The organism is Luteimonas aquatica (genome assembly GCF_022662575.1).
GTDB lineage: Bacteria > Pseudomonadota > Gammaproteobacteria > Xanthomonadales > Xanthomonadaceae > Luteimonas > Luteimonas aquatica.
Map to the genome: position 1 here is coordinate 26,019 of NZ_JALBFU010000006.1, position 24,273 is coordinate 50,291.

22 protein-coding genes and 1 tRNA gene are annotated in these 24,273 nt (G+C 71.1%); 7 read left to right on the forward strand and 16 right to left on the reverse strand.

What is annotated here, in order from left to right; all coding sequences use genetic code 11:
• The first annotated feature begins 26 nt into the window (after nucleotides 1-26).
• From MD221_RS12595 to rnt, 3 genes are all read left to right on the forward strand, one after another.
• Nucleotides 27-902 (forward strand): HvfB family MNIO-type RiPP peptide maturase, encoded by an 876-nt coding sequence (locus MD221_RS12595; RefSeq protein WP_242112144.1) that lies wholly within the window; start codon nucleotides 27-29, stop codon nucleotides 900-902.
• The gene (locus MD221_RS12600; protein ID WP_242112145.1) at nucleotides 899-1,690 is read left to right on the forward strand and encodes an HvfC family RiPP maturation protein; all 792 of its coding nucleotides are present in this window, start codon (nucleotides 899-901) and stop codon (nucleotides 1,688-1,690) included. The genes MD221_RS12595 and MD221_RS12600 overlap by 4 nt, the downstream gene beginning before the upstream one ends.
• A 181-nt stretch (nucleotides 1,691-1,871) precedes the next feature.
• Entirely contained in the window at nucleotides 1,872-2,507 is a 636-nt protein-coding gene (rnt, locus tag MD221_RS12605; RefSeq protein WP_242112146.1) for a ribonuclease T, read from the forward strand.
• 57 nt (nucleotides 2,508-2,564) lie between these two features.
• Here rnt and MD221_RS12610 read toward each other — a convergent pair whose 3' ends face one another.
• The 10 genes from MD221_RS12610 to rnr form a co-directional block, all read right to left on the reverse strand.
• The gene (locus tag MD221_RS12610; protein ID WP_242112148.1) at nucleotides 2,565-3,470 is read right to left on the reverse strand and encodes a cation diffusion facilitator family transporter; all 906 of its coding nucleotides are present in this window, start codon (nucleotides 3,468-3,470) and stop codon (nucleotides 2,565-2,567) included.
• Between the two features lies 1 nt (nucleotide 3,471).
• The gene (locus MD221_RS12615) at nucleotides 3,472-3,810 is read right to left on the reverse strand and encodes a P-II family nitrogen regulator (RefSeq protein ID WP_242112149.1); all 339 of its coding nucleotides are present in this window, start codon (nucleotides 3,808-3,810) and stop codon (nucleotides 3,472-3,474) included.
• Nucleotides 3,807-6,953: an efflux RND transporter permease subunit gene (locus MD221_RS12620; RefSeq protein WP_242112151.1), complete on the reverse strand. Its 3,147-nt coding sequence runs from the start codon at nucleotides 6,951-6,953 to the stop codon at nucleotides 3,807-3,809. The genes MD221_RS12615 and MD221_RS12620 overlap by 4 nt, the downstream gene beginning before the upstream one ends.
• A 63-nt stretch (nucleotides 6,954-7,016) precedes the next feature.
• Nucleotides 7,017-8,279, reverse strand: a complete 1,263-nt coding sequence (locus MD221_RS12625) for an efflux RND transporter periplasmic adaptor subunit (protein WP_242112152.1) — start codon at nucleotides 8,277-8,279, stop codon at nucleotides 7,017-7,019.
• Nucleotides 8,276-9,559: a TolC family protein gene (locus MD221_RS12630; protein WP_242112153.1), complete on the reverse strand. Its 1,284-nt coding sequence runs from the start codon at nucleotides 9,557-9,559 to the stop codon at nucleotides 8,276-8,278. The genes MD221_RS12625 and MD221_RS12630 overlap by 4 nt, the downstream gene beginning before the upstream one ends.
• Nucleotides 9,560-9,620: 61 nt before the next feature.
• Nucleotides 9,621-10,046 (reverse strand): hypothetical protein, encoded by a 426-nt coding sequence (locus MD221_RS12635; RefSeq protein WP_242112154.1) that lies wholly within the window; start codon nucleotides 10,044-10,046, stop codon nucleotides 9,621-9,623.
• Between the two features lie 77 nt (nucleotides 10,047-10,123).
• Nucleotides 10,124-10,444 (reverse strand): quaternary ammonium compound efflux SMR transporter SugE, encoded by a 321-nt coding sequence (sugE, locus tag MD221_RS12640; protein ID WP_242112156.1) that lies wholly within the window; start codon nucleotides 10,442-10,444, stop codon nucleotides 10,124-10,126.
• A gap of 132 nt (nucleotides 10,445-10,576) precedes the next feature.
• Complete coding sequence (locus MD221_RS12645) at nucleotides 10,577-10,846, reverse strand: CBU_0592 family membrane protein (RefSeq protein WP_242112157.1); 270 nt, start codon at nucleotides 10,844-10,846, stop codon at nucleotides 10,577-10,579.
• 75 nt (nucleotides 10,847-10,921) lie between these two features.
• Nucleotides 10,922-11,683, reverse strand: coding sequence for a 23S rRNA (guanosine(2251)-2'-O)-methyltransferase RlmB (rlmB, locus tag MD221_RS12650; RefSeq protein WP_242112158.1), 762 nt, complete (start codon nucleotides 11,681-11,683; stop codon nucleotides 10,922-10,924).
• 46 nt (nucleotides 11,684-11,729) lie between these two features.
• Entirely contained in the window at nucleotides 11,730-14,216 is a 2,487-nt protein-coding gene (gene rnr, locus MD221_RS12655; protein WP_425602273.1) for a ribonuclease R, read from the reverse strand.
• 96 nt (nucleotides 14,217-14,312) lie between these two features.
• Here rnr and MD221_RS12660 point away from each other — a divergent pair.
• A tRNA-Leu gene (locus MD221_RS12660) sits at nucleotides 14,313-14,397 on the forward strand.
• Between the two features lie 104 nt (nucleotides 14,398-14,501).
• Here the strand turns inward: MD221_RS12660 and MD221_RS12665 are convergent.
• The 3 genes from MD221_RS12665 to MD221_RS12675 all read right to left on the reverse strand — a co-directional run bounded on the left by MD221_RS12665 (nucleotide 14,502) and on the right by MD221_RS12675 (nucleotide 15,540).
• Nucleotides 14,502-14,813 (reverse strand): hypothetical protein, encoded by a 312-nt coding sequence (locus MD221_RS12665; RefSeq protein WP_242112159.1) that lies wholly within the window; start codon nucleotides 14,811-14,813, stop codon nucleotides 14,502-14,504.
• Nucleotides 14,810-15,088, reverse strand: a complete 279-nt coding sequence (locus tag MD221_RS12670; protein ID WP_242112160.1) for a peptidase — start codon at nucleotides 15,086-15,088, stop codon at nucleotides 14,810-14,812. The genes MD221_RS12665 and MD221_RS12670 overlap by 4 nt, the downstream gene beginning before the upstream one ends.
• Nucleotides 15,089-15,303: 215 nt before the next feature.
• Nucleotides 15,304-15,540 (reverse strand): hypothetical protein, encoded by a 237-nt coding sequence (locus MD221_RS12675; protein WP_242112161.1) that lies wholly within the window; start codon nucleotides 15,538-15,540, stop codon nucleotides 15,304-15,306.
• Between the two features lie 154 nt (nucleotides 15,541-15,694).
• On the opposite strand from MD221_RS12675, the gene parC reads away from it, so the two are divergent.
• The 3 genes from parC to MD221_RS12690 all read left to right on the forward strand — a co-directional run bounded on the left by parC (nucleotide 15,695) and on the right by MD221_RS12690 (nucleotide 21,263).
• On the forward strand, nucleotides 15,695-17,941 hold the full coding sequence (parC, locus tag MD221_RS12680; protein ID WP_242112162.1) for a DNA topoisomerase IV subunit A: 2,247 nt from the start codon (nucleotides 15,695-15,697) through the stop codon (nucleotides 17,939-17,941).
• Nucleotides 17,941-18,594, forward strand: a complete 654-nt coding sequence (locus MD221_RS12685) for a thiopurine S-methyltransferase (RefSeq protein WP_242112163.1) — start codon at nucleotides 17,941-17,943, stop codon at nucleotides 18,592-18,594. Before parC ends, MD221_RS12685 begins: the two co-directional genes overlap by 1 nt.
• A gap of 197 nt (nucleotides 18,595-18,791) precedes the next feature.
• Nucleotides 18,792-21,263, forward strand: a complete 2,472-nt coding sequence (locus MD221_RS12690; RefSeq protein WP_242112164.1) for a penicillin acylase family protein — start codon at nucleotides 18,792-18,794, stop codon at nucleotides 21,261-21,263.
• 44 nt (nucleotides 21,264-21,307) lie between these two features.
• On the opposite strand, the gene MD221_RS12695 is transcribed toward MD221_RS12690, so the two are convergent.
• From MD221_RS12695 to MD221_RS12705, 3 genes are all read right to left on the reverse strand, one after another.
• Entirely contained in the window at nucleotides 21,308-21,961 is a 654-nt protein-coding gene (locus MD221_RS12695; RefSeq protein WP_242112165.1) for a glutathione S-transferase family protein, read from the reverse strand.
• A gap of 228 nt (nucleotides 21,962-22,189) precedes the next feature.
• Complete coding sequence (locus MD221_RS12700; protein WP_242112166.1) at nucleotides 22,190-23,485, reverse strand: hypothetical protein; 1,296 nt, start codon at nucleotides 23,483-23,485, stop codon at nucleotides 22,190-22,192.
• A 17-nt stretch (nucleotides 23,486-23,502) separates the two neighbouring features.
• On the reverse strand, nucleotides 23,503-24,015 hold the full coding sequence (locus MD221_RS12705; protein WP_242112168.1) for a hypothetical protein: 513 nt from the start codon (nucleotides 24,013-24,015) through the stop codon (nucleotides 23,503-23,505).
• Nucleotides 24,016-24,273 lie beyond the last annotated feature (258 nt).

Genomic DNA, 24,273 nt, shown 5'->3' on the forward strand with positions numbered 1-24,273 from the left:
CGCGGGTTTTGCTTGGAAACGGCACCGTGGCACTGACCGAAACCAGCGTCGGCCTGGGACTGCGGCGCTCGCTGCTCGAGGCCCTGCTCACCGCCGCGCCCGGCACGTTCGATTTCCTGGAAGCCGCGCCGGAGAACTGGATCGGCGTCGGCGGCGCCCTGGGCGAGCGCTTCGCCGAACTGGTCGCGCGCCATCCGCTGGTCTGCCACGGGCTGTCGCTCTCCGTCGGCGGCCCGGCGCCGCTGGACGAGACCTTCCTGCGCAAGGTGCGGCGTTTCCTGGACACCCATGCGGCCGCGATCTACAGCGAGCACCTGAGCGCCTGCGGCGACAGCCACGGCCAGCTCTACGACCTGCTGCCGCTGCCCTTCACCGAGGAGGCGGTGGCGCACGTGGCCGCGCGCATCCGCCGCACCCAGGACATCCTCGGCCAGCGTATCGCGGTCGAGAACATCTCCTACTACGCCGCGTTGCCTGTAGCAGACACGCAGCGGGCGATGCCGGAGATCGAGTTCGTCAACGCGGTGCTGGCCGAAGCCGACTGCCAGCTGCTGCTGGACGTCAACAACATCGTCGTCAACGCCACCAACCACCGCTACGACGCCCACGAATTCCTGCGCGCGCTGCCGGGCGAGCGCGTCGCCTATATCCACGTCGCCGGGCATTACGACGAGGCGGAGGACCTGAAGGTCGACACGCACGGCGCCGGGGTCAGCGACCCGGTGTGGGCGCTGCTCGCCGAGGCCTACCGCGTGCACGGGCGCAAGCCGACGCTGCTCGAGCGCGATTTCAATTTCCCGCCCTTCGCCGAGCTGGTCGACGAGCTGGACACCGTGCGCCGCCACCTGGCGCAGGCGCCGGCCGCCGCGCCGCCGCGCGCCCTGTCCGCGCGCACGGCATGAACGTCCTGCCGCAGCAGCAGGACGCGCTGGCGGCCTACATCCGCGATCCCGACCGCGTACCGCCGCCGCCCGGCATCGAGCCGCGCAGGCTGAAGATCTATCGCGAGCTGTTCTTCAACAACATCGCCGGCCTGCTCGCCGGCAACTTTCCGGTGCTGCGGCGCATCTACGGCGAGACCGGATGGACGGGGCTGGTGCGCGCGTTCTACCGCGACCACGGCTGCCGCACGCCGCTGTTCCCCGAGCTGCCGCGGGAATTCCTGCGCTATCTGGAAGCGCGCGAGGCCGGCACCGCGCCGGCGGACCCGGAACGCGCCGATCCGCCCTGGCTGCGCGAGCTGGCCCATTACGAATGGGTGGAACTGGCGCTGCAGATCAGCGAGGCCGCCGCCGACATCGCGCACGAGGCCGGGGGCGATCTGCTGGCCGGGCAGCCGGTGCTGTCGCCGCTGGCCTGGCCGCTCGCCTATGCCTGGCCGGTGAACCGGATCGGTCCCGACCATTTGCCGGACGCGCCGCCGGCGCAGCCCACGCTGCTCTTGCTGCGCCGCGAGCGCGACGGCAAGGTCAGCTTCCACGCCCTGAGCCCGCTGACCTATCGCCTGCTGCAGCGGCTGGACCTGGAGCCGACGTTGTCCGGCCGCGAGCAGCTGCGCGCGCTCGCCGCGGAGGCCGGCGCGCAGGACATCGAGGCGTTCGAACGCGAGGGCGCGGCGATGCTGGCGCGGCTGCGGGAAGAAGGCACGGTGCTGGGCACCCGGGTCCATGCCCCGGGCGAATCCGAATAGGCGCCGCCATCCCCGCGAACATCCCTGCGATGGCAGGCCAGCGCCTTGGGCCATCGCATTCGCGCCGCTGGATTCCCGCTTTCGCGGGAATGACGGGCAAAACAGGCTTGTCCCGGCCTTCGCGAACGCCGCACATGGCCGCCCCCGCCGATGCGAGGCGAAGCTTTGGTAGGCTTGCCGCATGACGCAAGCCGACCCGAGTGCCGCCCCCGCCGCCTTCCGCAAGATGTCCGAACGCTTCCGCGGCTTCCTCCCGGTGGTCGTGGACGTGGAGACCGGCGGGTTCGACTGGAACCGGCATGCCTTGCTCGAAATCGCCGTCCTGCCGATCGACCTCGACGAGCACGGCCGCTTGATCCCCGGCGAAGGCGCCAGCGCCCACGTCGTGCCGGCGCCGGGCACCCTGATCGACCCGAAGTCGCTGGAAGTCACCGGCATCGTCATCGACCATCCGTTCCGCTTCGCCAAGCCCGAGCGCGAGGCGCTCGACCACGTCTTCGCCGCGGTGCGCACGGCGGTGCGCAAGCACGACTGCCAACGCGCGATCCTGGTCGGCCACAACGCCCACTTCGACCTCAATTTCCTCAATGCGGCGGTCGCGCGCAGCGGCCACAAGCGCAACCCGTTCCATCCCTTCAGCGTCTTCGACACCGTCACCCTGGCCGGCGTCGCCTACGGCCAGACCGTGCTCGCCCGCGCGGTGCAGGCCGCCGGCATGGAATGGAGCAGCGAGGACGCGCACTCGGCCGTCTACGACACCGAGCGCACCGCGCAGCTGTTCTGCACCATCGCCAACCAATGGGCGGATCGCGCCTAGCCGACGCCGCATCGGCATTGGCCCCGAACGCCTGACGATCGCGTCACGGGCATCCGGTTACGGATGCCCCGCATGCCCTTGCGCCGACTGCCCGCAGGCCTCGCCCTCGATCTGCAGCGTCGCGTGCTCGATGCCGAAGCGCGTCTCCAGCATCCGCGCGAGCGCGACCCGCACCGCGTCCGGCGACGCCCCGTCCTCGACGACCGCGTGCGCGCTGAGCACCGGCTCCCGCGAGCCCAATGCCCAGGCGTGCAGGTCGTGGACCGAGGCCACCCCGGGCTGCGCCAGCAGCGCCGCGCGGATCTCGTCGAGCGACAGTCCCTCCGGCACGCCCTGCATCAGCACGTTGCCCGCCTGCCGCAGCAGGACCCAGGTACGCGGCAGCACCCACAGGCCGATCAGCACGGCGATGATGGGATCGATCGGCGTCCAGCCGGTGAGCATGATCACCACCGCGCCCACGATCACGCCGACCGAGCCGAGCATGTCGGCCCAGACCTCGAGATAGGCGCCCTTGACGTTGAGGCTCTCGCCGCTGCCGGCGCGCAGCAGGCGCATCGAGATCAGGTTGACCACCAGCCCCAGCACCGCGATCACCAGCATGCCGGTGGAGGCGACTTCCGGCGGCTGCCGGAAACGCCCGATCGCCTCCCAGAGAATGTAGATCGCCACGACGAACAGCAGGCCGCCGTTGACCATGGCGCCGAGCGCTTCCATGCGCGCATAGCCGTAGCTGCGCCTGGCGTCGGGCGGCCTGCGGCTGAGCCGCACCGAGAACAGCGAGATGGCCAGGGCGATCACGTCGGTGCCCATGTGCGCCGCGTCGGACAGCAGCGCCAGGCTGTTGGTGAGCAGGCCGCCCACCACCTCGGCGACCAGGAAGGTCGCGGTCAGGCCGAAGGCCCACCACAGGGGTTTTTCGTGGCGGATCTCGCCGCCGCCGTGATCGTGTCCCGCGCCCATGTCAGTTCTCCGGTGCTTGCCGCGCTTCGCCGGCGATCTCGATGGCCTGGGCGACATCGCTGACGTAGATCCAGCCGGCGTTGCGGCCGCCGGTGCGCGCGTTGGCGCGCACCGTCGAGATCGCCCGCTCCACCTGCGCATCCTCGCAGAACAGCTCGATCTGCACCTCGTTGAGGATGCGCTCGCCCAGGTCGACAGAATAGTCCAGCTCGCGTTCGGTCAGGCCCTGCAGGACGCCCTTGACGTCGAACAGGCTCAGCCGCCGGAAGCCGGCTTCCTCCAAGGCGTGCACCAGGTCGCCGACGCGGCGCCGGTGCACGAAGGCCTTGATCTGCTTCATGTCCGCTCCTCCTCCTGCTTTCGTTCTCCGCGCCCGCTTTCACCGCGTTGCTCGAGCCATTCGTACAGCACCGGCAGCAGCACCAGCGTCAGCAGCGTCGAGCTGATCAGGCCCCCGACCACCACGGTCGCCAGCGGGCGCTGGGTCTCGGCGCCGACCCCGCTGGAGAGCAGCATCGGCACCAGGCCGAGGATCGCCACGCTGGCGGTCATCAGCACCGGCCGCAGGCGCAGCGCCGTGCCCTGGCGCACCGCCTCGCGCGGCGACAGGCCCTTGCCGCGCAGCTCGTTGAGGAAGCTCACCAGCACGATGCCGTTGAGCATCGCCACGCCGAACACGGCAATGAACCCGATCGCCGAAGGCACCGACAGGTACTGGCCGGTCGCGAACAGCGCCACCAGCCCGCCGATGGTGGCGAACGGCACGTTGGCCAGGATCAGCGCGGCGTAGCGCACCGAGTTGAAGGCCGTGTACAGCAGCACGAAGATGAAGAAGATCGTCACCGGCACGATCACCGCCAGTTTCGACAGCGCCCGCTGCTGGTTCTCGAACGCCCCGCCCCACTCGATCCAGTAGCCCGGCGGCAGCTTCACCTGCTGCGCGATCGCCGCATCGGCCTCCTTGACGAAGCCGTCGATGTCGCGGCCGCGCACGTCCATCTGGATCACCGCGTAGCGCTGCAGCTGCTCGCGGCGCACGAACGAGTAGCCTTCCGCGACCTCGATCTGCGCCACCTCGGACAAGGGCACCACCGCGCCGGCGGCGGTGCGCAGCGGGATGCGCCGCAACGCCTCGACCGAGCCGCGCGTGCCCTCGTCCAGGCGCACGGCGATGTCGAAGCGGCGCACGCCGTCCAGCAGCACGCTCACCGGCTCGCCGCCCAGGCCGTTGCGGACGATGGTCAGCACGTCCTCGGCGTTCATGCCGTGCCGGGCCAACTCCTGGCGATCGACCTTGATGCGGATCTGCGGCTTGCCGACGTTGGCCTCCAGCGACAGGTCGGCCACGCCAGGCACCTTGCCGAGCACGCCCTTGATCCGTCCGCTGAGCTTGTCGAGCTGGCCGAGGTCGGTGCCGTACAGCTTCAGCGCCAGCGTGGCGCGCACGCCGGAGATCAGCTCCTCCACGCGCATCTGGATCGGCTGGGTGTAGCCGGGCACCACGTTGGGCACCTCCTTCTCCAGCGTCTCCTGCATCGCCTCCTCCAGCTGCTTGATGCTGCGGCCGGTGGTCCACTCCTTCTCGGGCTTGAGCGCGGTGTAGATCTCCATGTAGTTGACGTCGGCGGTCTCGCCCTTCTCGGCGCGTCCGATCATCGCCACCGTGGTGTCGACCTCGGGAAAGCGCTTGAACGCCTTGGCGATCAGGTTGCTGGTGCGGATCGACTCGTCCAGCGACGTCGACGGGATGCCGGTGACGCGCCACATGATCGAGCCTTCCTGCAGCTGCGGCATGAACTCCTTGCCCAGGAACGGGAACAGCGCCAGGCTCGCCAGCAGCGCGCCCAGGGCGATGCCGATCACCGCCTTCTTGCGGGCCAGCGCCCATTCCAGCAGCGGACGGTAGCGGCGCTTGAGCCAGGCCACCAGCCAGGTGTCCTTCTCCTCCTTGGGCTTGAGGATCATCGAGGCCAGCACCGGGATCAGGGTCAGGCTGAGCACCAGCGAACCCGCCATGGCGAAGGCGATGTTGAAGGCCATCGGCTTGAACATCTTGCCTTCCAGGCCCTCCAGCGAGAACAGCGGCAGGAACACCACGATGATGATCAGGATGGCGAAGGCGATCGGGTTGGCCACCTCCTGCGCGGCGGCCAGCACCGCCGAGACACGGTTGACCTGCTCGCCGTGGGCGCGCCGCTCGGCCATGATGCGGAAGGCGTTCTCCACCATCACCACCGCGCCGTCGACCATCATGCCGATGCCGATGGCCAGGCCGGCCAGCGACATCAGGTTGGCCGACAGGCCGAACTGGCCCATGCCGATGAAGGCGATCAGCATCGCCAGCGGCAGGGTCACGATCACCACCAGCGCCGAGCGCAGCTCGCCCAGGAACAGGAACAGGACCACCGCCACCAGCAGCGAGCCTTCGATCAGCGCCCGCGTCGCGGTGCCGACCGCCTTGTTCACCAGGTCGGTGCGCTCGTAGATCGGCTTGAGCACGATGCCTTCCGGCAAGGCCGCGCGCACCACGTCGAGCTTGTCCTTGACCGCGGCGACCACGTTGCGGGCGTTCTCGCCGATGCGCGAGAGCGCCATGCCCAGCACCACTTCTTCGCCGTCGCGGGTCACCGCGCCGAAGCGCGGCGCCGGCGCCTCCACCACCTCGGCCACGTCGCGCAGGTAGATCGGCGCGCCGTCCACCGCCTTGAGCACATCGCTCCTGTTCAGCGCTATTGCGCCAATGTCCTCGGTGGACTTGAGCAGGCCCAGGCCACGCACCAGGAACTGTTCGCGGCCCACGTCCATGACGTTGCCGCCGACCTGGCCGTTGTTGGCCGGCAGGGCATCGATCACGTCCTTGAAGCCGAGGCCGCGCGCATACAAGCGCTGCGGGTCGATGCGCACCTGGTACTGGCGCTCGCCGCCGCCCCAGGAGCTGACGTCGTCCACGCCGGGCGCGGTGCGCAGGATCAGCCGCACCGTCCATTCCTGCCAGGTGCGCAGGTCCATGTCGCTGACCTGCTGCCTGCTGGTGCCCGGCGCGCGCTCGATCGTGTACCAGTACACCTGGCCGAGGCCCGAGGTGTTCGGGCCCATCGACGGCTTGCCGTAGCCTTCCGGCAGGCGGTCGCCGATCTCCTGCAGGCGCTCGTTGACCAATTGGCGCGCGAAGAAGATGTCGGTGTCGTCGCTGAAGTACACCGAGACGTAGGACAGGCCGAACAGGCTGACCGAGCGGATCTCCTGCACCTTCGGCAGCCCGGCCAGCGCCGATTCCACCGGCGTGGTGAGCAGTTCCTCGACGTCCTCGGCGGCCAGCCCGGGCGATTCGGTATAGACGTTGACCTGCACGGGGGTGACGTCGGGAAACGCATCGATGGGAACGCTGCGCACCGCGCCGATGCCGAGGAAGGCGACCACGGCGAACACGATCAGCACCAGGAAGCGGTAGCGCAGCGAGAGTTCGACGAGACGGTTCAGCATGGCTCGCCTCCGCGGTCCTTGTTGCTGCCGCCGGGCGCTCGCGCGCGGCGGCCATCGCGGGGATCAGTGCCCATGGCCTTCTCCCAGCTGCGACTTCAGCATGCTCGCCTTGACGGCGAAGGCGCCCGCCACCACCACGCGATCGCCGGGCTCGAGGCCCTCCTCGATCGCGGTGACGTCGCCGATCACCGCGCCGGTGCGCACCGGCACCGCCTCCAGCGCGCCGGCCTTGTCCTGGCGGAAGACCACCGTGTCGCCCTGCATCTGCACCAGGGCCGTGGTCGGCACGCTCAGCCGCCGCGCGGCATCGCCGGCGTCGAGATAGACGTCGACGAAATCGCCGCCGTGCAGGCGGTCGTTGCGGTTCGGCACCTCGATGCGCACGACCGCGTTGCGGGTGCTCTCCGAGGTGCGGTGCGAGGTGCGCAGCACCTTGCCCTGCAGGCGTTCGCCGCCGGCGACCACGGTCGCCTCCGAGCCCGGCGCCAGGTCCGGCACCTTGCCGGGCGGCAGGCGCGCATCGACCCAGACCGTGCTTTCGTCGACCAGGCGATAGAGCGCGCGCCCGGGCTCGATGCGCTCGCCGACCACGAAATCGTCCTCGGTGATGCGGCCCGCGTGCGGCGCGTTGAGCACGAACTGGCCGCTGACGCTGCCGCTCGAGGTGCCGGGCAGGCCGTAGGCCTGCGCCTTGGCGCGGGCGCGGTCCACCGCGATCCGGGCCTCGCCGATGCGCCGCCCCGACACCGCCTCGGTGCCCAGCGAGGACACGCGGCGCCACTCCTGCTCGGCGATGCGCAGCTCGGCCTGCGCGTCGGACACCTCGACGCTGGCCAGGGTCACCAGCGGCGCGCCGTTGCGCACCTCGTCGCCCAGCTTCGCGTGGCGCCGCACCACCAGCGCCGCCACGCGCGGGGTGATCAGCGTGGTGCCGTAGGCGTTGTCGAGCACCTCGCCCGGCGCGCGCAGCTGTCCACCCAGCGCGCCGGGCGCCAGCGCCTCGATGCGGATGCCCGCGGCGCGCATCGCCGCCGCGTCGATCTTGACCGCGCCGGCCGCCTCCTGCGCGTCCTCGTGGCTGCCCTCGTCCTCCTCGTGCCCGGCCTCGTCGCCCGCGCTTCCCGGCTGGGCTTCGCCCTTCGCGGCGGCGGCGTCGGGTTTGGCGCCCTCGCCGGCCGCCGGCGCCTGCGGCGCCTGCTTCGAGCAGGCCGCCAGCACCAGCAGCAGCGACGAGAGCGCCAAGGGGATCAGGCGCGCGCGCGGCGACGGCGCGGCCCCGGATTTCGTCTTCGTGGTGTCGTCCAGCATGATGGCGATGTTCCTCATGGCGTCGCCTCCAGCCCGGCCCAGCGCTCGATGCGGCCGACGGCGGCGAGATAATCGGTATAGGTCTGCCACAGGCGCGCCTCGAGCTCGGCGCCGGCCAGGGCCGTATCCAGCGACTGCTTGAGCTGGAGCAGGTAGTCGGAAGTGGAGATCTCGCCCTCGCGCCAGGTGCGCTCGAGCAGGTCGGCGCGGCGCTCGACGTCGGTGGCGCGGCTGCCGCGCCACTGCTTCCACGCCGACAGCGCGGAGGCGTAGCTGTCGGTCGCGCGCCGACGCTCGGCGCCGAGCTCGAGGGCGACGCGCCGGCGTTCGGCATTCGCCGCATCGGCATCGGCGTTCGCCGCGACCACTTCCGCGCGGTAGGAATTGCGCACGAACAGCGGGATGCTCAGCGACACGCCGAACACGTTGTCGCTGGCGCCGCCCATGCGGATGCGGCCGGCGTTGAAGCCCACCGTCGGATCGGGAACGCGGTTGCGCCTGGCCACCGCGATCTCGCGCTCGGCCACGCGCGCGGCCGCGTCCGCCACCTGCCATTCCGGCAATCCCTCGACCGCCTCATCCGCCGCAACGGGCGGCGGCAGGCTGTCGCTGGGCAGCGCCTGCGCCTGCAGCGCCTGCGCATCCCCGCCCAGCGCGGCGAAGCCGGCTTCGGCCTGCGCGCGTTCGGCCACCAGCGTGGCCTGCTGCGCCTGCGCCTCGTCGTGCGCCAGTTGCGCCAGATCGCGCTCGGCGCCGGAGATGTCGCCGGCGGCGAACTGCCGGCCGGCGATCTCGGCGAAGCGGCGGGTCAGCGACAGGCGGCGCTCGCCGACCGCCACGCGCCGCTGCGCACTCTGCAGCGCCGACCAGTCGGCGAACCAGCGTCTGGCGAAATCGCGGCGCAGCAGCTTCGCCGTCGCCGCGCTCTGGTCCACGCGCGCCTCGGCGGCGTCGCGGCGCACGCGGCGCTTGCCGCTCAGGTCGAGGGTGAGCGAGGCGCCGGCGGTCGTGGTGACGTCCGTGCCCTCGTCGTCGCGATTGAAGCTGAGCTCGGGGTTGTACAACGGCTGCGCCGCGGCGTCGCGGCGGGCCTGGGTCGCGGCCAGCTGCGCCTGCGCGGCCTGCTGGCCGGGGTAGCGCAGCCAGGCATCGCGCACCGCCTCGCGAACCGCGTCGGGCGCGCGCGCCTGGGCGATGGCGTCGGAAGGAGAAACAGGAGGATCGGCCGCCCGCGCCGGCATGGCCAGCATGCACGCGACGGCGATCGACGCGGCCGCGGCCGCGAATCGCACGAACATGGAAAATCCCTCGATGTGGTGGCAGGAGTGGGCGCCGGCCGCTGGACGGCCGGTCGTGCGCTCAGGCCACGATCGGGGGACGGAAGGGAGAGGAGACGCGTGCCTGCAATGGCAGCTGCGGTTCGGCCTGCGGGCGATCGCCGGCCAGGGGGAAGGCGGTGGCGGCCGCGCCCGAGGGCAGCGACGACACCGGCATCTGGCCGCAGCAGTGCGCGAATTCCAGCAGCTGGTGCAGGCCGGAGGGATCGTCCGCGCCGCCGGCGTCCGGCGCCTGCGCGTTCTTGTCTTGCGCGCCCTCGTCCTGCGCGTTCTCGTCCTGCGCGCCCTCGTCCTGCACGGCATGCAGGCCCGCGGGATCGTGGGCGAACTCGTGCAGTTCGCCCACCGCCGCCAGCAGCGGCTGCAGCGCCAGGCCCAGCGACAGCAATGCCATCAGGCACAGCCGCAGCAGGGACTTGGTTCGGCGATGGCGCGCGCGGCGGGACATGGTGCCGCAAGCCTAGCGGGGCGCGCGGCAGTTACACAATTGCATTCGCCCGCCCCGCACAGGCGAGGAGCTTGCGTTCAGCCGGCCGAGGCCAGCTTCAGGCCGACGATGCCCGCCACGATCAGCGCCAGGCTCGCCAGCCTGCCCGCGTTCGCCGGCTCGCCGAGCAGCACGATGCCGAGGATCGCGGTGCCCACCGCGCCCACGCCCACCCAGATCGCGTAGGCGGTGCCGACCGGCAGCGACTTCATCGCCACGCCCAGCAGGCCGAGGCTGATGACCATCGCCGCCACGGTGCCGATGCTGGGCCACAGGCGGGTGAAGCCTTCGGTGTATTTCAGTCCGATCGCCCAGCCGATCTCGAACAGGCCGGCGAGCACGAGGATGATCCAGGGCATGAGGTCTCTCCCAGGCAGGTGGGGCCGTCCCCGGATGCGATGGAGAGGCGGGGTCGTCCCCGCTTCCTGTGTGTGGCGGCCATCTTCTCACGGCGCACGGGCGCGAGTTTGACCGCCGTGTAACCCGCGCGGTTACGGCACCGGCGTCTTCGGCGCGCCGGCGCCCTTCACGGTACGGACCAGGCCGTAAATGCTGATCACCAGCCAGACCGTCATCAGCAGGAACACGGCGATGTTGAACTTGCCGTACAGCGAGGCCAGCACGCCCGCCGCGCCGAACAGGTTCAGCACCTGGTACAGCAGGCCGTTGCCGTGCAGGCGGCCGGCCTGCAGCAGGTAATAGGCGAACAGCACCATCAGCGTGCCGACGATGCCGACCCAGTCGTACCACTGCATGTTCATGACGTCGTTCTCCGGGAGTTGCGCTTGTCGATCAGGATGCAGCGAAGGCGTTGCCGATCAGGCTCGCCGGCCGGATCAGGGCTGGCGCTGGCGCACCGCCTCGAACAGGGTGACGCCGGCCGCGACCGAGACGTTGAGGCTTTCCACCGCCGCCGCCGTCGCCAGGCCCGGCATCGGGATGGTGACCAGCTGGTCGCAGTGCTCGCGGGTGAGGCGGCGCAGGCCGTCGGCCTCGCTGCCCAGCACGAAGGCGACGTTGCCGCGCAGGTCGAGCGCGTACAGCGACGCCGTCGCCTCGCCGGCCAGGCCGTAGATCCACACGCCCTGCTTCTGCAGGTCGCGCAGCGTGCGCGAAAGATTGGTGACGCGCACCACCGGGATGCTGTCGGCCGCGCCCGCCGAGGTCTTGCGCACGGTCGCGTTCACCTGCACCGCCTTGTCCTTGGGAATCACCACCGCGGTGACGCCGGCCGCCGCCGCGCTGCGCAGGCAGGCGCCGAGGTTGTGCGGATCCTGCACGCCGTCGAGCACCAGCAGCAATGCCCTGCCCCCGGCCGCCTCGACCAGGGCGGCCAGCTCGTGCTCGTCCCAGGTCCTGGCCGCGGCATAGCGCGCCGCCGCGCCCTGGTGGCGCAGGCCGCCGGCGACGCCGTCCAGCGCCTGCTGCGCGACGCGGCGCACGTCGATGCCCATGCGGCGCGCGGCGCCCTCGATCTCGGCGATGCGCGGGTTCTTGGCGCCGGCCTCCAGCAGCACCTCGCGCACGTGCTCGGCGTCGTGCTCGATGGCGGCGCCGACGGCGTTGATGCCAACGACCCATTGGTTGTCTTTGCTCATGTGTGCTCGTTGCCCCGCGCCTTTCCCCGCGAGCCGGAGGCCCGGCTCAGTACTTCTGCTTGACCCGCTTCGCCGGCTGCCCGCGCGTCGGCGGCGGCTTGGCGCCGCGCTCCTCCACCAGGCGGAAATCGATCTTGCGCTCCTCCAGGCTGGCCTTGAGCACCACCACCCGCACGCGGTCGCCGAGGCGGAAGGCGCGCCCGGTGCGCTCGCCCGACAGCGTCTTGCGCACCGGATCGAAATGGTAATAGTCGTTCGGCAGCTGGGTGACGTGGACCAGGCCGTTGACCTTGGAACCGTCCAGCTCGACGAACAGGCCGAAGCTGGTCACGCCGCTGATCACGCCGTCGAACTCGCCGCCCACGTGCTTTTCCATCCAGGCGGCGCGGTAGCGCTCGTCGACCTCGCGCTCGGCCTCGTCGGCGCGACGCTCGCGCTCGGAGCACTGCAGGGCCAGCGCCGCCATCTCGCGCGGCGAATACTGGAAGGCACCGGCCTTCTTGCCGGACAGCGCGTGCTTGATCGCGCGGTGCACCAGCAGGTCGGGATAGCGCCGGATCGGCGAGGTGAAATGCGCGTAGGCAGCCAGCGCCAGGCCGAAGTGGCCGACGTTGTCGGGGGCGTAGACCGCCATGCTCTGGCTGCGCAGCAGCACCGACTCGATCAGGGCGGCGTCCGGGCGCTCGCGCACCTTCTTCAGCAGCTGGGTGAAGTCGCGCGGCTGCAGCTTGGCCCAGGGCGGCATGCGCAGGCCGAACTCCTTGAGGAACTCCAGCAGGTCGGCGTACTTGGACTCCGGCGGCTTGTCGTGGATGCGGTACGGCGCCGGCACGCCCTTGGCCAGCAGGAACTTCGCCGCCTCGACGTTGGCGGCGATCATGCATTCCTCGATCAGCTTGTGCGCGTCGTTGCGCACCAGCATGCCGGCCTGCGCCACCTCGCCCTTGTTGTCGAGCACGAAGCGCGTCTCGGAGGTCTCGAACTCGATCGCGCCGCGCCTGGCGCGGGCCTTGGCCAGCACCTGGTAGAGCTGGTGCAGGCGCTGCACGTCGGGCAGCAGCGCGCCGACCTGCGCCTGCGCTTCGGCGTCGTCCTCGCCCACCGCCTTCCAGACCTGGGTATAGGTCAGGCGGGCGTGCGAGTTCATCACCGCCTCGTAGAACTTCGAGCGGGTGACCTCGCCCTCGCGGTCGATCTGCATGTCGCAGACGAAGCACAGGCGGTCGACCTTGGGATTGAGCGAGCAGATGCCGTTGGACAGCGTCTCGGGCAGCATCGGCACCACGAAGCCCGGGAAGTACACCGAGGTGGCGCGCTTTTGCGCCTCCTCGTCGAGCGGCGTGCCCGGGCGCACGTAGTGCGAGACGTCGGCGATCGCCACCACCAGGCGGAAGCCGTTGCGGTTGCTCTCGCAGTACACCGCGTCGTCGAAATCCTTGGCGTCCTCGCCGTCGATGGTCACCAGCGGCGTCGCGCGCAGGTCGACCCGCGCCGCGGCGGTGGCGGCGTCGACCGTCAGCGGCACCGCGGTGGCCTCCTCGAGCACGGGCTGCGGGAATTCGTGCGGCAGCTCGTGGCCGTGGATCGCCGCCTCCACCACCAGCGACGGGGTGAGCTTGTCGCCCAGCACCGCCAGCACGCGGCCGATCGGCGGGCGCTGCGCGGTCGGCGGCTGCACGATCTCGCAGACCACCAGCTGGCCGGCGCGCGCGCCCTCGCGGGCGTCGGCCGGGATCTGCACGTTGCGCTGGATGCGCCGGTCGTCGGGGACGACGTAGCTGACCCCGGAATCGAGCTCGAAGCGCCCGATCAGCCGGCTCAGCCGCCGCTCCAGCACCTCCACGATCGCGCCTTCGCGGCGCCCGCGGTGGTCCACGCCGGTGACGCTGGCCAGCACGCGGTCGCCGTGCATGACCTTGCGCATCTCGTAGGGCGGCAGGAACAGGTCGTCGCCGGTGCCCGTGTCCGGGCGCAGGAAGCCGAAGCCCTCGGGGTTGGCGATCACCGTGCCCGGGATCAGGTCCATCTGCCGCGCCGGCACGTAGCCGCCGCGCCGGTTCTGCAGCAGCTGGCCGTCGCGCAGCATCGCCGCCAGGCGCTTGCCCAGGGCCTCGAAGCGGTCCGGCTCGGTCAGCTGCAGCCGCTCGGCCAGGGCCTGGGTGGTCTGCGGCCCGTCGGCCTCGGCCAGCAGCTGCAGGATGGCCTCGCGGCTGGCGATCGGGCGCTCGTAGCGCTCGGCCTCGCGCGCGGCATGGGGATCGTTCAGGCCTGCGGCCTTGCCGGGGCGATGCTTGGCCGGCGCGGCCGCCGGTTGCGCTCCCTGACGACGTCCGCCGCCGCCGGGCGCGGCGCCCTTGCCGGCGCGTTTGGGCGCCTTGCCGCCGGGCTCGGACGCCAGGGATTCGGGCATCCAGCCGGGCAGCTTGCGGGCCTTGCCCGCCGTCTTCGCCCCGCCGCGTTTCGGGGCCGACGCGGCCTTGCCGCCGGCGGATTTGCCGCGGCCGCCGCCGCGCTTGCTGGGTGTTTTTGCCATTGCCGCGAATGTTACACGCCCCGGCGTCCCGGCCCCGTCATCGGCGGCGACGCATTGACAAGCGCCCTTCTCGCCCCCAACATACGCGGCTCACCTGCCCAGGTGGCGGAATTGGTAGACGCACTAGTTTCAGGTACTAGCGGGTAACACCGTGGAGGTTCGAGTCCTCTCCTGGGCACCATGGATCGACCGAAGAAACCCCGCCGCCAGCGGGGTTTTTTGTTGCCTGCGCCCGGGGCTTCGCGCCCCCTTGCGCATCGCCGGGGCGGGCAATCCGCTCCGGCACTACGCGACCCATCTCAGGGCCAGCGTCGCCAGCGCCAAGGTCGCCAGCTGCAGGGCCCAGGCCGCGCGGCGCCCGCGCAGAAAAAGTTTTCCGGTGGCGAATGCCGCCAATGCCACGGGAAGCACGCACAGGCCCGCAAGGGCCGACGCCAGGCCGGAATGGGAATCGACGGTGACCGGGACGAAGAGCCAGGCGATCAGGTATAGCGCCCAGGCGCCAGCGCCGGCCGAAACGAGGAAATTGGCATTTGCGAGAAACCTCCTCGACCGCGCATCCATGCGTTGCCGCTCCTCGGACGCGGCCTCGGTCACTTCCCCTCGGGCGGGTTCTTGCAATAGCGGTCGAAGGCCTCGGGCGTCCGCTCGAAGCCCTTGGCCTCGGCCAGTTCCCAGGCGCGCTCGCATCGGTTGGTCGCCGCGCACCAGGTGTAGCCGGCCGAAGGCTTGCAGCCGTGCGCGTCCTGGTCCGAGCCGGGCATCGGCGGGGACGCCGGCGTGTCGGCGACGGGCGCCGCAGGCGGCGCGTCGGTGGCGCAGGCGCTCAGGCCCGCGATCAGCAAAACGGCCATCGCAGCATGCAGTCGCATCGGGATCCTCCTTGTCGTCACGTGGCGCCGGCCAGTCGCGCTCGCCGGCGTGCCTGCGGCCACTCTAGCCGCCGCGCCGGCGCCCTGACAAACCCATCCCAAGCAGGCGTCGTGCGCGCGCGACGGCCTCGCCTATCGGCTTGCGCACCCGGCGCCCTCAACGGCGCGGTCCAGGCGCGGTCCGTGCGCCGTCCGCACGGCGCACGGCCCGCTGCTCACGCGGCGCACTTGACGAACTTGCCCGCCGCGTCGCGGCAGCGCTTGGACTTGGCCTGCGCCTGCGGACAGGCCTGGAACTTGCCATGGGCATCGCGGCAGGCCGCGTGCCTGGCGGCCGGCGCCTTCGCCTGAGCGGCGGCGGTGCGCGGCGTCGCGGCGTGCGCGGGAGAGAACCCGCCGCCGGCCAGGCCGATGGCGACGGCGGCGGCGAAGGGAAGCAGCAAACGGGACATGCGGGATCTCCGGTGATGTGCGGGATTGCGCGGCCCACGCTATCGGCGCCGTCCGTACGGAGCGCTTTCCGCAGCATGAAAAAACGTTAATGCGTCCCCGGGCGGGCGGGTAAACTGTGCGCTGGTCCACGCAACGACTTTCCCGACTCCGCCAATGGCCGAATCCCCCGTCCGCCCCGTCTTCCACGGCTTCGAACAGATCCCGCTGCGCGAATACGCCGAGCGCGCCTACCTCGACTATTCCATGTACGTGGTGCTGGACCGCGCCCTGCCCTTCCTCGGCGACGGGCTCAAGCCGGTGCAGCGGCGCATCGTCTATTCGATGAGCGAGCTGGGGCTGAACGCCGCTTCCAAACCGAAGAAGTCGGCGCGCACCGTGGGCGACGTGATCGGCAAGTACCACCCGCACGGCGACTCGGCCTGCTACGAGGCGCTGGTGCTGATGGCGCAGCCGTTCTCCTACCGCTATCCGCTGATCGAGGGCCAGGGCAACTTCGGCTCGCCGGACGATCCGAAGTCGTTCGCGGCGATGCGCTACACCGAGTCCAAGCTCACCCCCATCGCCGAGGTGCTGCTGGGCGAGCTCGGCCAGGGCACGGTGGACTGGACGCCGAACTTCGACGGCACCCTGGAAGAGCCGACCTGGCTGCCGGCGCGCCTGCCGCACCTGCTGCTCAACGGCACCACCGGCATCGCGGTGGGCATGGCCACCGACGTGCCGCCGCACAACCTCAACGAGGTGGTCAGCGCCTGCGTGCGCCTGCTCGACGACCCCGACGCCAGCGTGCGCGACCTGTGCGAGCACGTGCGCGGCCCCGACTATCCGACCACCGCCGAGATCATCACGCCGGTCGCCGACCTGCTGGCGATCTACGAGACCGGCGTCGGCGGCCTGCGCGCGCGCGCCACCTACGTCAAGGAAGGCCAGAACATCGTCGTGACCGCGCTGCCCTACCAGGTCTCGCCGTCGAAGGTGATCGAGCAGATCGCCGCGCAGATGCGCGCCAAGAAGCTGCCCTGGCTGGAGGACCTGCGCGACGAGTCCGACCACGCCAACCCGGTGCGCGTGGTGCTGGCCCCGCGCAGCAACCGCGTCGACGTCGAGCAGCTGATGGGGCATCTGTTCGCCACCACCGACCTGGAGCGCACCTATCGCGTCAACCTCAACGTGATCGGCCTGGACGGCCGGCCGCAGGTCAAGAACCTCAAGATGCTGCTGTCGGAATGGCTGACCTTCCGCGCCGACACGGTCACCAGGCGCCTCACCCACCGGCTGGAGAAGGTCGAGCGGCGCCTCCACCTGCTGGAAGGCCTGCTGGTGGCCTTCCTCAACCTGGACGAGGTGATCCGCATCATCCGCAGCGAGGACGAGCCCAAGCAGGCGCTGATCGCGCGCTTCCGGCTCAGCGAGGAGCAGGCCGACTACATCCTCGACACCAAGCTGAAGCAGCTGGCGCGGCTGGAGGAGATGAAGATCCGCGGCGAGCAGGACGAGCTGGACAGCGAGCGCGATCGCCTGATCTCGATCCTGGGCAGCAAGGCCAAGCTGAAGAAGCTGATCAAGGAGGAACTGCTCGCCGACGCCAAGAAGTTCGGCGACGCCCGCCGTTCGCCGCTGGTGGCGCGCGAGGCGGCGCAGGCGCTGAACGAGACCGAGCTGGTCGCCAGCGAACCGATGACCATCGTGCTCAGCGAGAAGGGCTGGGTGCGCGCGGCCAAGGGCCACGACATCGACGCGGCCACGCTTTCCTACCGCGAGGGCGATTCGCTGCTGGCGGCGGTGAAGGGGCGCAGCACGCAGCAGGTGGTCTTCCTCGACTCGACCGGCCGCAGCTATTCCACGCTGGCGCACAGCCTGCCCTCCGCGCGCGGCAACGGCGAGCCGCTCACCGGGCGCTTCTCGCCGGCGGCGGGCGCCTCGTTCCAGGCGCTGGCCAGCGGCGAGAACGACACGCGCTTCGTGCTCGCCTCCTCGCACGGCTACGGGTTCGTCACCCGCTTCGAGAACCTGGTCGGGCGGCAGAAGGCCGGCAAGGCGATGCTGTCGCTGACCCCGGGCTCGGCCGTGGTGGCGCCGGTGGCGGTGAGCGACGCAGCCAAGGATCGCCTGGTCGCCGTCACCAGCGCCGGCCACCTGCTCGCCTTCCCGGTTGCCGAGCTGCCGGAACTCGACAAGGGCAAGGGCAACAAGCTGATCGAAATCCCCAAGGCCAAGCGCGGCACCGAGCGCGTGGTGGCGGTGGCGGTGGTGTCGCCGGGCGGCACGCTGCTGGTGAAGTCCGGCAGCCGCACCATGTCGCTCTCGTTCAAGGACCTCGACGAGTACGTCGGCGCGCGCGCCTCGCGCGGCGGGCTGCTGCCGCGCGGCTGGCAGAAGGTCGACGCGCTGGCGGTGGAGTGATGGAAGCGGAGTTCTGGCAGCGGCGCTGGCACGACAACCAGATCGGATTCCACCAGGCGCGCGTGTCGCCGCTGCTGGAACGGCACTGGGACGCGCTGTCGCCGCCCGCCGGCGGACGGGTGTTCGTGCCGCTGTGCGGCAAGAGCCTGGACATGGCCTGGCTGGCCGCGCGCGGCCACCGCATCCTCGGCGTGGAACTGTCCGAGCTGGCGGTACGGCAGTTCTTCGACGAGCAGGGCCTCGCGCCGGACGTTCGCGACTCCCGCTATGGCACGCACTACAGCGCCGGGCCCTATGAGCTGATCTGCGGCGATGCCTTCGCGCTCGACGCGCAGGCCCTGGCCGATTGCGGCGCCGTGCACGATCGCGCCGCGCTGATCGCGCTGCCGGCCGAGCTGCGCCGCCGCTATCTCGCCACCGCCTACGCCGCGCTGCCGCCGGGCTGCCGCGGCCTGCTGATCACGCTGGAGTATCCGCAGGCGGAGATGGACGGCCCGCCGTTCTCGGTCGGCGAGGCCGAGGTGCGGACGCTGTTCGCGGGCTGGTCGGCGACCCTGGCCGAACGCCGCGACATCCTGGCGCAGGAGCCGCGCTTCGCCGCCGACGGGGTGAGCGCGCTGCACACGGCGGCCTACTTCCTGCAAAACGGCTAGCGCGCAAGAACCTCCAGCCGCCGCCTGCTGCGGGCGCTGCCGGCCGGGGCCTTGTACCAGCGGGTAATCCGCCCTCCCCCGTGCACGCGAAGGCGGGAGACGACAGGCGTGACGCGCCGCGGCTTCGGGCCGACCGCGATTGCAATTTTCCCGATCGCGCCCTCTACAATCGCGGCAACGGACCAAGGGGAGCGGGAATGGCAAGGTGGCTGAAACGCGGCGCTGCCGTGCTGGCACTGCTGTTGCTGGCGGCAATGGCAACCGCCTGGTGGCTGCTGCGCGGCAGCCTGCCGACGCTGGATGGCGAACTCGCGCTTGCCGGCCTGAGCGCGCCGGTCTCGGTGCAGCGCGACGCCCTGGGCGTGGTCACGGTCGAGGCCGCCAACCCCATCGACGCCGCCCGCGCGCTCGGCTACGTGCATGCGCAGGAACGCTTCTTCGAGATGGACCTGCTGCGCCGCTCGGCGGCCGGCGAACTTTCCGAACTGGTGGGCGAGCGCGCGCTCGAGCTCGACAAGCGGCGCCGCCAGCATCGCCTGCGCGCGCGCATCGACGCACACCTGGACGCCTTCGCCGGCGACAAGCTCGGGCAGCTGCAGGCCTACAGCGACGGCGTCAACGCCGGCCTGCAGGCCTTGCGCGTGCGGCCCTGGCCCTACCTGCTGCTGCGGCAGTCGCCGCGGCCATGGACGCCGGCCGACTCGGCGCTGACCGGCTATGCGATGTATTTCGACCTGCAGGACTCCCGCGACGAACGCGAATACGCGCTGTGGCAGATCCGCCAGCACGTGCCGCCGGCGCTCTATGCGTTGCTCTCACTCGACGGCACGCCCTGGGACGCGCCGCTGTTCGGCGCCACGCGCCCGGACGCGGTGCTGCCCGATGCGCAGACGCTCGACCTGCGCAAACTGCCGATGCCGGCACAGCCGCGCCCGTTCGCCAGCCAGGAAGAGCCCGCCTCGGGCAGCAACAATTTCGCGGTGGCCGGCGCGGCCACCGCGGACGGCCGCGCCATCGTCGCCGACGACATGCACCTGGGCCTGCGCGCGCCGAACATCTGGTTCCGCGCGCGGCTGCGCTACGCCGATCCGCGCGCGCCCGGGGGCCGCGTCGACGTGCAGGGCTTCAGCCTGCCCGGCCTGCCGGCGATCGTGGTCGGCAGCAACGGGCACATCGCCTGGGGCTTCACCAACAGCTATGCCGACACCACCGACTGGCGCCTGGCGAAGCCGTGCGCGGCGGGGGCCCGGATGCCCGGCTGCGACGCGGTGACCACATACCGGGAGATCGTCAAGGTCGCCGGACAGGCGCCGGTGACGCTGGAGGTGAAGGAAACCGGCTGGGGGCCGATCCTGCACGAGCGGCCGGACGGCGGCGCGCTGGCGTTGCGCTGGACCGCGCACATGCCCGGCGCGCTCAATTTCGGCGTCGCCGATTTCGCGGTGGCGAAGGACCTCGACAACGCGCTGGAGATCGCCGCGCACACGGCGATCCCGACGCAGAACCTGCTGGTGGCCGACGCGAGCGGCCGCATCGCCTGGCGCCTGCTCGGCCCCTTGCCGCAGCGCTCGCCCGGATGCTCGTCGCAGCACTTGGTCGAAGCGGCCCCGCCGCCCGCCGCGACGGCGGCCGCGGTCCCCGCCGCCGACGCGCCGCCGGCGCCGGCATGCGCGCCCTGGCCCATCGCCACTGCCGACAACCCGCACCTGATCGATCCGGCCAACGCGCGGCTGTGGACCGCGAACGCGCGCACGCTCGACGGCGAGGCCCTGCTGCGCGTGGGCGACGGCGGCTACGACCTGGGCGCGCGCGCGCAGCAGATCCGCGACGGCCTGCTGGCCAGGCCCAAGCTCGGCGAACGCGATCTGCTCGCGATCCAGCTCGACGACCGCGCCGTGTTCCTGGAGCGCTGGTGGCGGCGGCTGCGCGAGGATGCCGAGCGCGTGCGCACGCCCGCGCTGCAGGCACTGGCCGAGGCGGCCGGGACCTGGGACGGCCACGCCTCGGCCGAATCGGTGAGCTATCGCATCGTGCGCAGCTGGCGCCTGGCGGTGGTCGCGCGCATCGCCGACGGCCTGACCGCGCCGGCGCAGGCGGCGCTGGGCGACGACTTCGTGATGCCCAAGCGCGCGCAGCTGGAAGGCGTGGTCTGGCCGCTGGTCACGCAGCGGCCGCCGCACCTGCTGCCGCGCCGCTATGCCTGCGCGTCCCTGGCGATGCCCCGCGCATCCGCCTGCGAGGACGCCAAGGGGTGGGACGCGTTGCTGGAGGACGCGGCGGCGGAAGTGCGCGACGGCCTGTCCGCGCAGGGCGCGCTCGCCGGACGCAACTGGGGCGAGGCCAACACCGCCAGGATCTGCCATCCCCTCGCCGGCGCGATCCCGCTGCTGGGCAGGCGCCTGCTGTGCATGCCCGCCGATCCGCTGCGCGGCGACCACAACATGCCGCGCGTGGTGCTGCCCGACTTCGGCGCCTCCGAGCGCATGGTGGTCTCGCCCGGCCACGAGGACGAAGGCATCATCCACATGCCCGGCGGCCAGAGCGGCAATCCGCTGTCGCCGTTCTGGGGCGCCGGGCACGAGGACTGGGTGGAGGGACGGCCGACGCCGTTCCTGCCCGGCGCGCCGGCGCATGCGCTGCGCATGACGCCGGCGCCGCCTGCGCGCTAGCGCGCCGGGCAGGAGCGGCGTTCGGCCTCGCGAGCGATTCCCCGTCAGCCGGCCGGCGGCCGGGCGGTGTTGAACGCCCGTTGCGCCGCGAACGCGCGCCGGTACGCGGGACGCGCCTCGCCGCGCGCCACGTAGGCGGCCAGGCGCGGGAACTCCTGCAGAATTCCCGACGGCCGCAGCCTGAGCAGCACCGACACCATCACCAGGTCGCCCGCGCTGAAGGCGCCATCCAGCCACTGCGCGTCTCCCAGGCGCGCGGCGAGCTGCCCCAGCCGATGGCGGATGCGCTCGGCGATCAGCGGCAGGCGCTCCTGGCTCCAGGGCTTGTCGCCTTCCGCGAACTTGGCGGTGATCAGCTCCAGGATCGGCGGCTCCACCGTGTTCAACGCCGCGAACATCCACATGATCGCGCGCGCCCGGGCATCGGCCTCGTCCGGCAGCAGGCCGGCATGGCGCGAGGCGATATGGAAGATGATCGCGCCCGACTCGAACAGCACGAGATCGCCCTCCTCGTAAGTGGGAATCTGGCCGAAGGGATGCAGGGCCAGGTGCGCGGGTTCCTTCATCGCGGAGAACGAAACGGGACGGACCTCGTAGGCCTGGCCCGCTTCCTCGAGCGCCCAGCGCACGCGCGTGTCGCGCGCCAGTCCCATGCCGCCGTCGGGCGAGCGTTCAAAGGCGGTGATGGTGGGCGTCATCGAAGTGTCTCCTGGAGTTTGTGGCCGGGCGGCGTCCCCATCGGAAGCCGCGATGCCGGCGCCTGGTTCCGACGCGGGCGCTGTTCCGCCCTGTCTGCAACCACGACGAACGACCCGCCGTCGAATCGACATCCCCTGCCCGAACGCCGGCCGCGCCGCGCGTCCAGGCAAAAAAAGAGGCGGGCCATGGCCCGCCTCTGCTTCGATCGCAACCGCGCCGTCCGCGCGTCAGAGCGAATGCGGCGCGTGCGTCCGCGGCGGCTCGTTCTGCTGCGGCGCCTGCGTTTGCGTCTGCTCCTGGCGCGCCTGCTCCTGCTGCTGGGTGCGCTGGGTGTCCAGCTGCCCGGCCACTTCGGCCATCGGCGGCGATTGCGCCGGGTTGAGCTCGACGCGGTAGCCCGGCGTGGTGCCGCCGACCCAGACGCTGCCGTTGCTGTAGCTGACGTGGCTGGGGTCGACCTTGGACGGCTCGGTCATGCCGTCCTGCTTGGCCAGGTACATGGCGTGGGCGACGGCGTTGTCGGGCACCGAGGACGGCAGCTTGTCGCGCAGCATCTGGTAGTAGTTGTGGTCCGGATGCCCCTGGCTGCGCGGGTCCTGGGCGTCCTGCGCCTGCGCGCCCGGGGCGTCGGGCTGCAGCCGCGGCTTGCTGGTGTCGGTGAAGCCCGGCGGCAGCGTGCCGCTGATGCCGAGCGCCTTCATGTCGACGCGGATCTCCGGCGCGGTCGCCGCCGGATTCTTGGCCAGCGCCGCCGCCTGCGCCTTGGCCTCCTCGTCCTGGACCATGCCGACCGCGCGGCTGATCTCGCCGGTCGGGTAGCCGTTGGCGTCGTAGAACAGCTTGCCGACGGCCTCGACGTTCTCCTTCTTGGCCGGGTCGATCTTCAGGTCGCTGCCGATGGTCAGCCCGGGCTTGGCCGTGTAGGTCGCCGGCTTCTTGCTCAGGTCGGCGTCGATGTACATCTGCATGTCGGTCGGCGAGGCGTCGTACAGATCCTTCAGCGTGGCCTTGGGATTCTGCCGCTTCACGCTCTCGGCCAGCGTGTTGAAGCCGGCGATCTCGGCCGTGGTCTCCAGCTCGCGGGACTTCTTGTCGTAGTCCTTCAGCACCGAGGTGTAGTCGTGCGGCGAGGGACCGTTGGCGATGGCCGCCGCATCCTTGCGCAGCTTCGCGTCCTGGTCGAGGATGTCCTGGCGGTTGACGCCGTGCTGCAGCTCGTGGCCCAGCGTGAAGCGCAGGGTGTTGGCCGACTGCACGTTCTTGTCGGCGTTCTTGAGCTGGTCGACGGAGACCGCCAGGGTCTTCGCCTCGGCGTCGTAGGTGCCGACGGCGCCCGGGTAGCTCAGGTTTTCGAATTTTTCGAGATTGCCCTTCTTGATCGATTCCAGGATGTCGGCTTTCAGCTCCGGCGTCTTGTCGATCAGGCCCCTGAGGTTCTGCCCCGGATGCACCGTCTTGGTGTCGTGGGCGGCCTCGAAGTCCTTGAGCATGTCATCGAGTTTCTTCTCTTCCGGCGTAGGCATGTCCTTATGCTCCCTGGTCAGGCGTAGGCGTTGATGATCAGCATGGAAACGCAGGTCTGCGCGTCGTCCGGCGCGCGCTTGCCGCGCACGTAGACCGTCACGCCGACGTCGTCGCGGGTGAACTCCCAGTAGTCCTGCGTGTTCATGCGGTTGCGCAGCCGCGTGGCCGAGAAGCCGGCCTCGGTCAGCGTGCGGTTGTACTCGTCGAAGCTGACGCACACCGGGGTCATGTCGGCGTTGGCGTTGCTCTGGTCGTTGAACTGGAACAGCAGGCGGTTGGGCTTCTGCCCGGGATCGCCCGACATGGTGCGCAGGCCGTAGTACCAGTCGCCGGCCAGCTTGCCGCTGACGCCGTAGTCGTTGGGATCGTCCGGATTGACCTCCACGCGCATCCCGGTCTGCTTCTCGATGTTGGCCGGCGTGAGGTCGCCGATGCCGTGGATGCTCTGGATCAGCGCGAGCACGCGCTTGCCGATGTCCTGCGCGCCGAGCGCGGCAGCGGGTTCGGCGGTCGAGGCGGTTGTCGTCATGACGGTGTTTTCCTTGGCCGTGGATGGTGTTTCGTGTGTGAGGACGCAGGCGGATGCGGCGAGCATGCACAGCAAGGCCGGCAAGCCCACCCTCGTGGCGGCGGCGACTGGCAAGGCATCCTCCATTGATGCGCCGGGGGCTTGGCCGGTCAATCTACCCTCCGCGCCGCGGCGAGACAACACGACGGCCGCGCACGGCCGGTCTTCATTCCCGGAAACGGGACGCGCGGCATCCGGCCGCGGGGGGGGGGGGGGGGG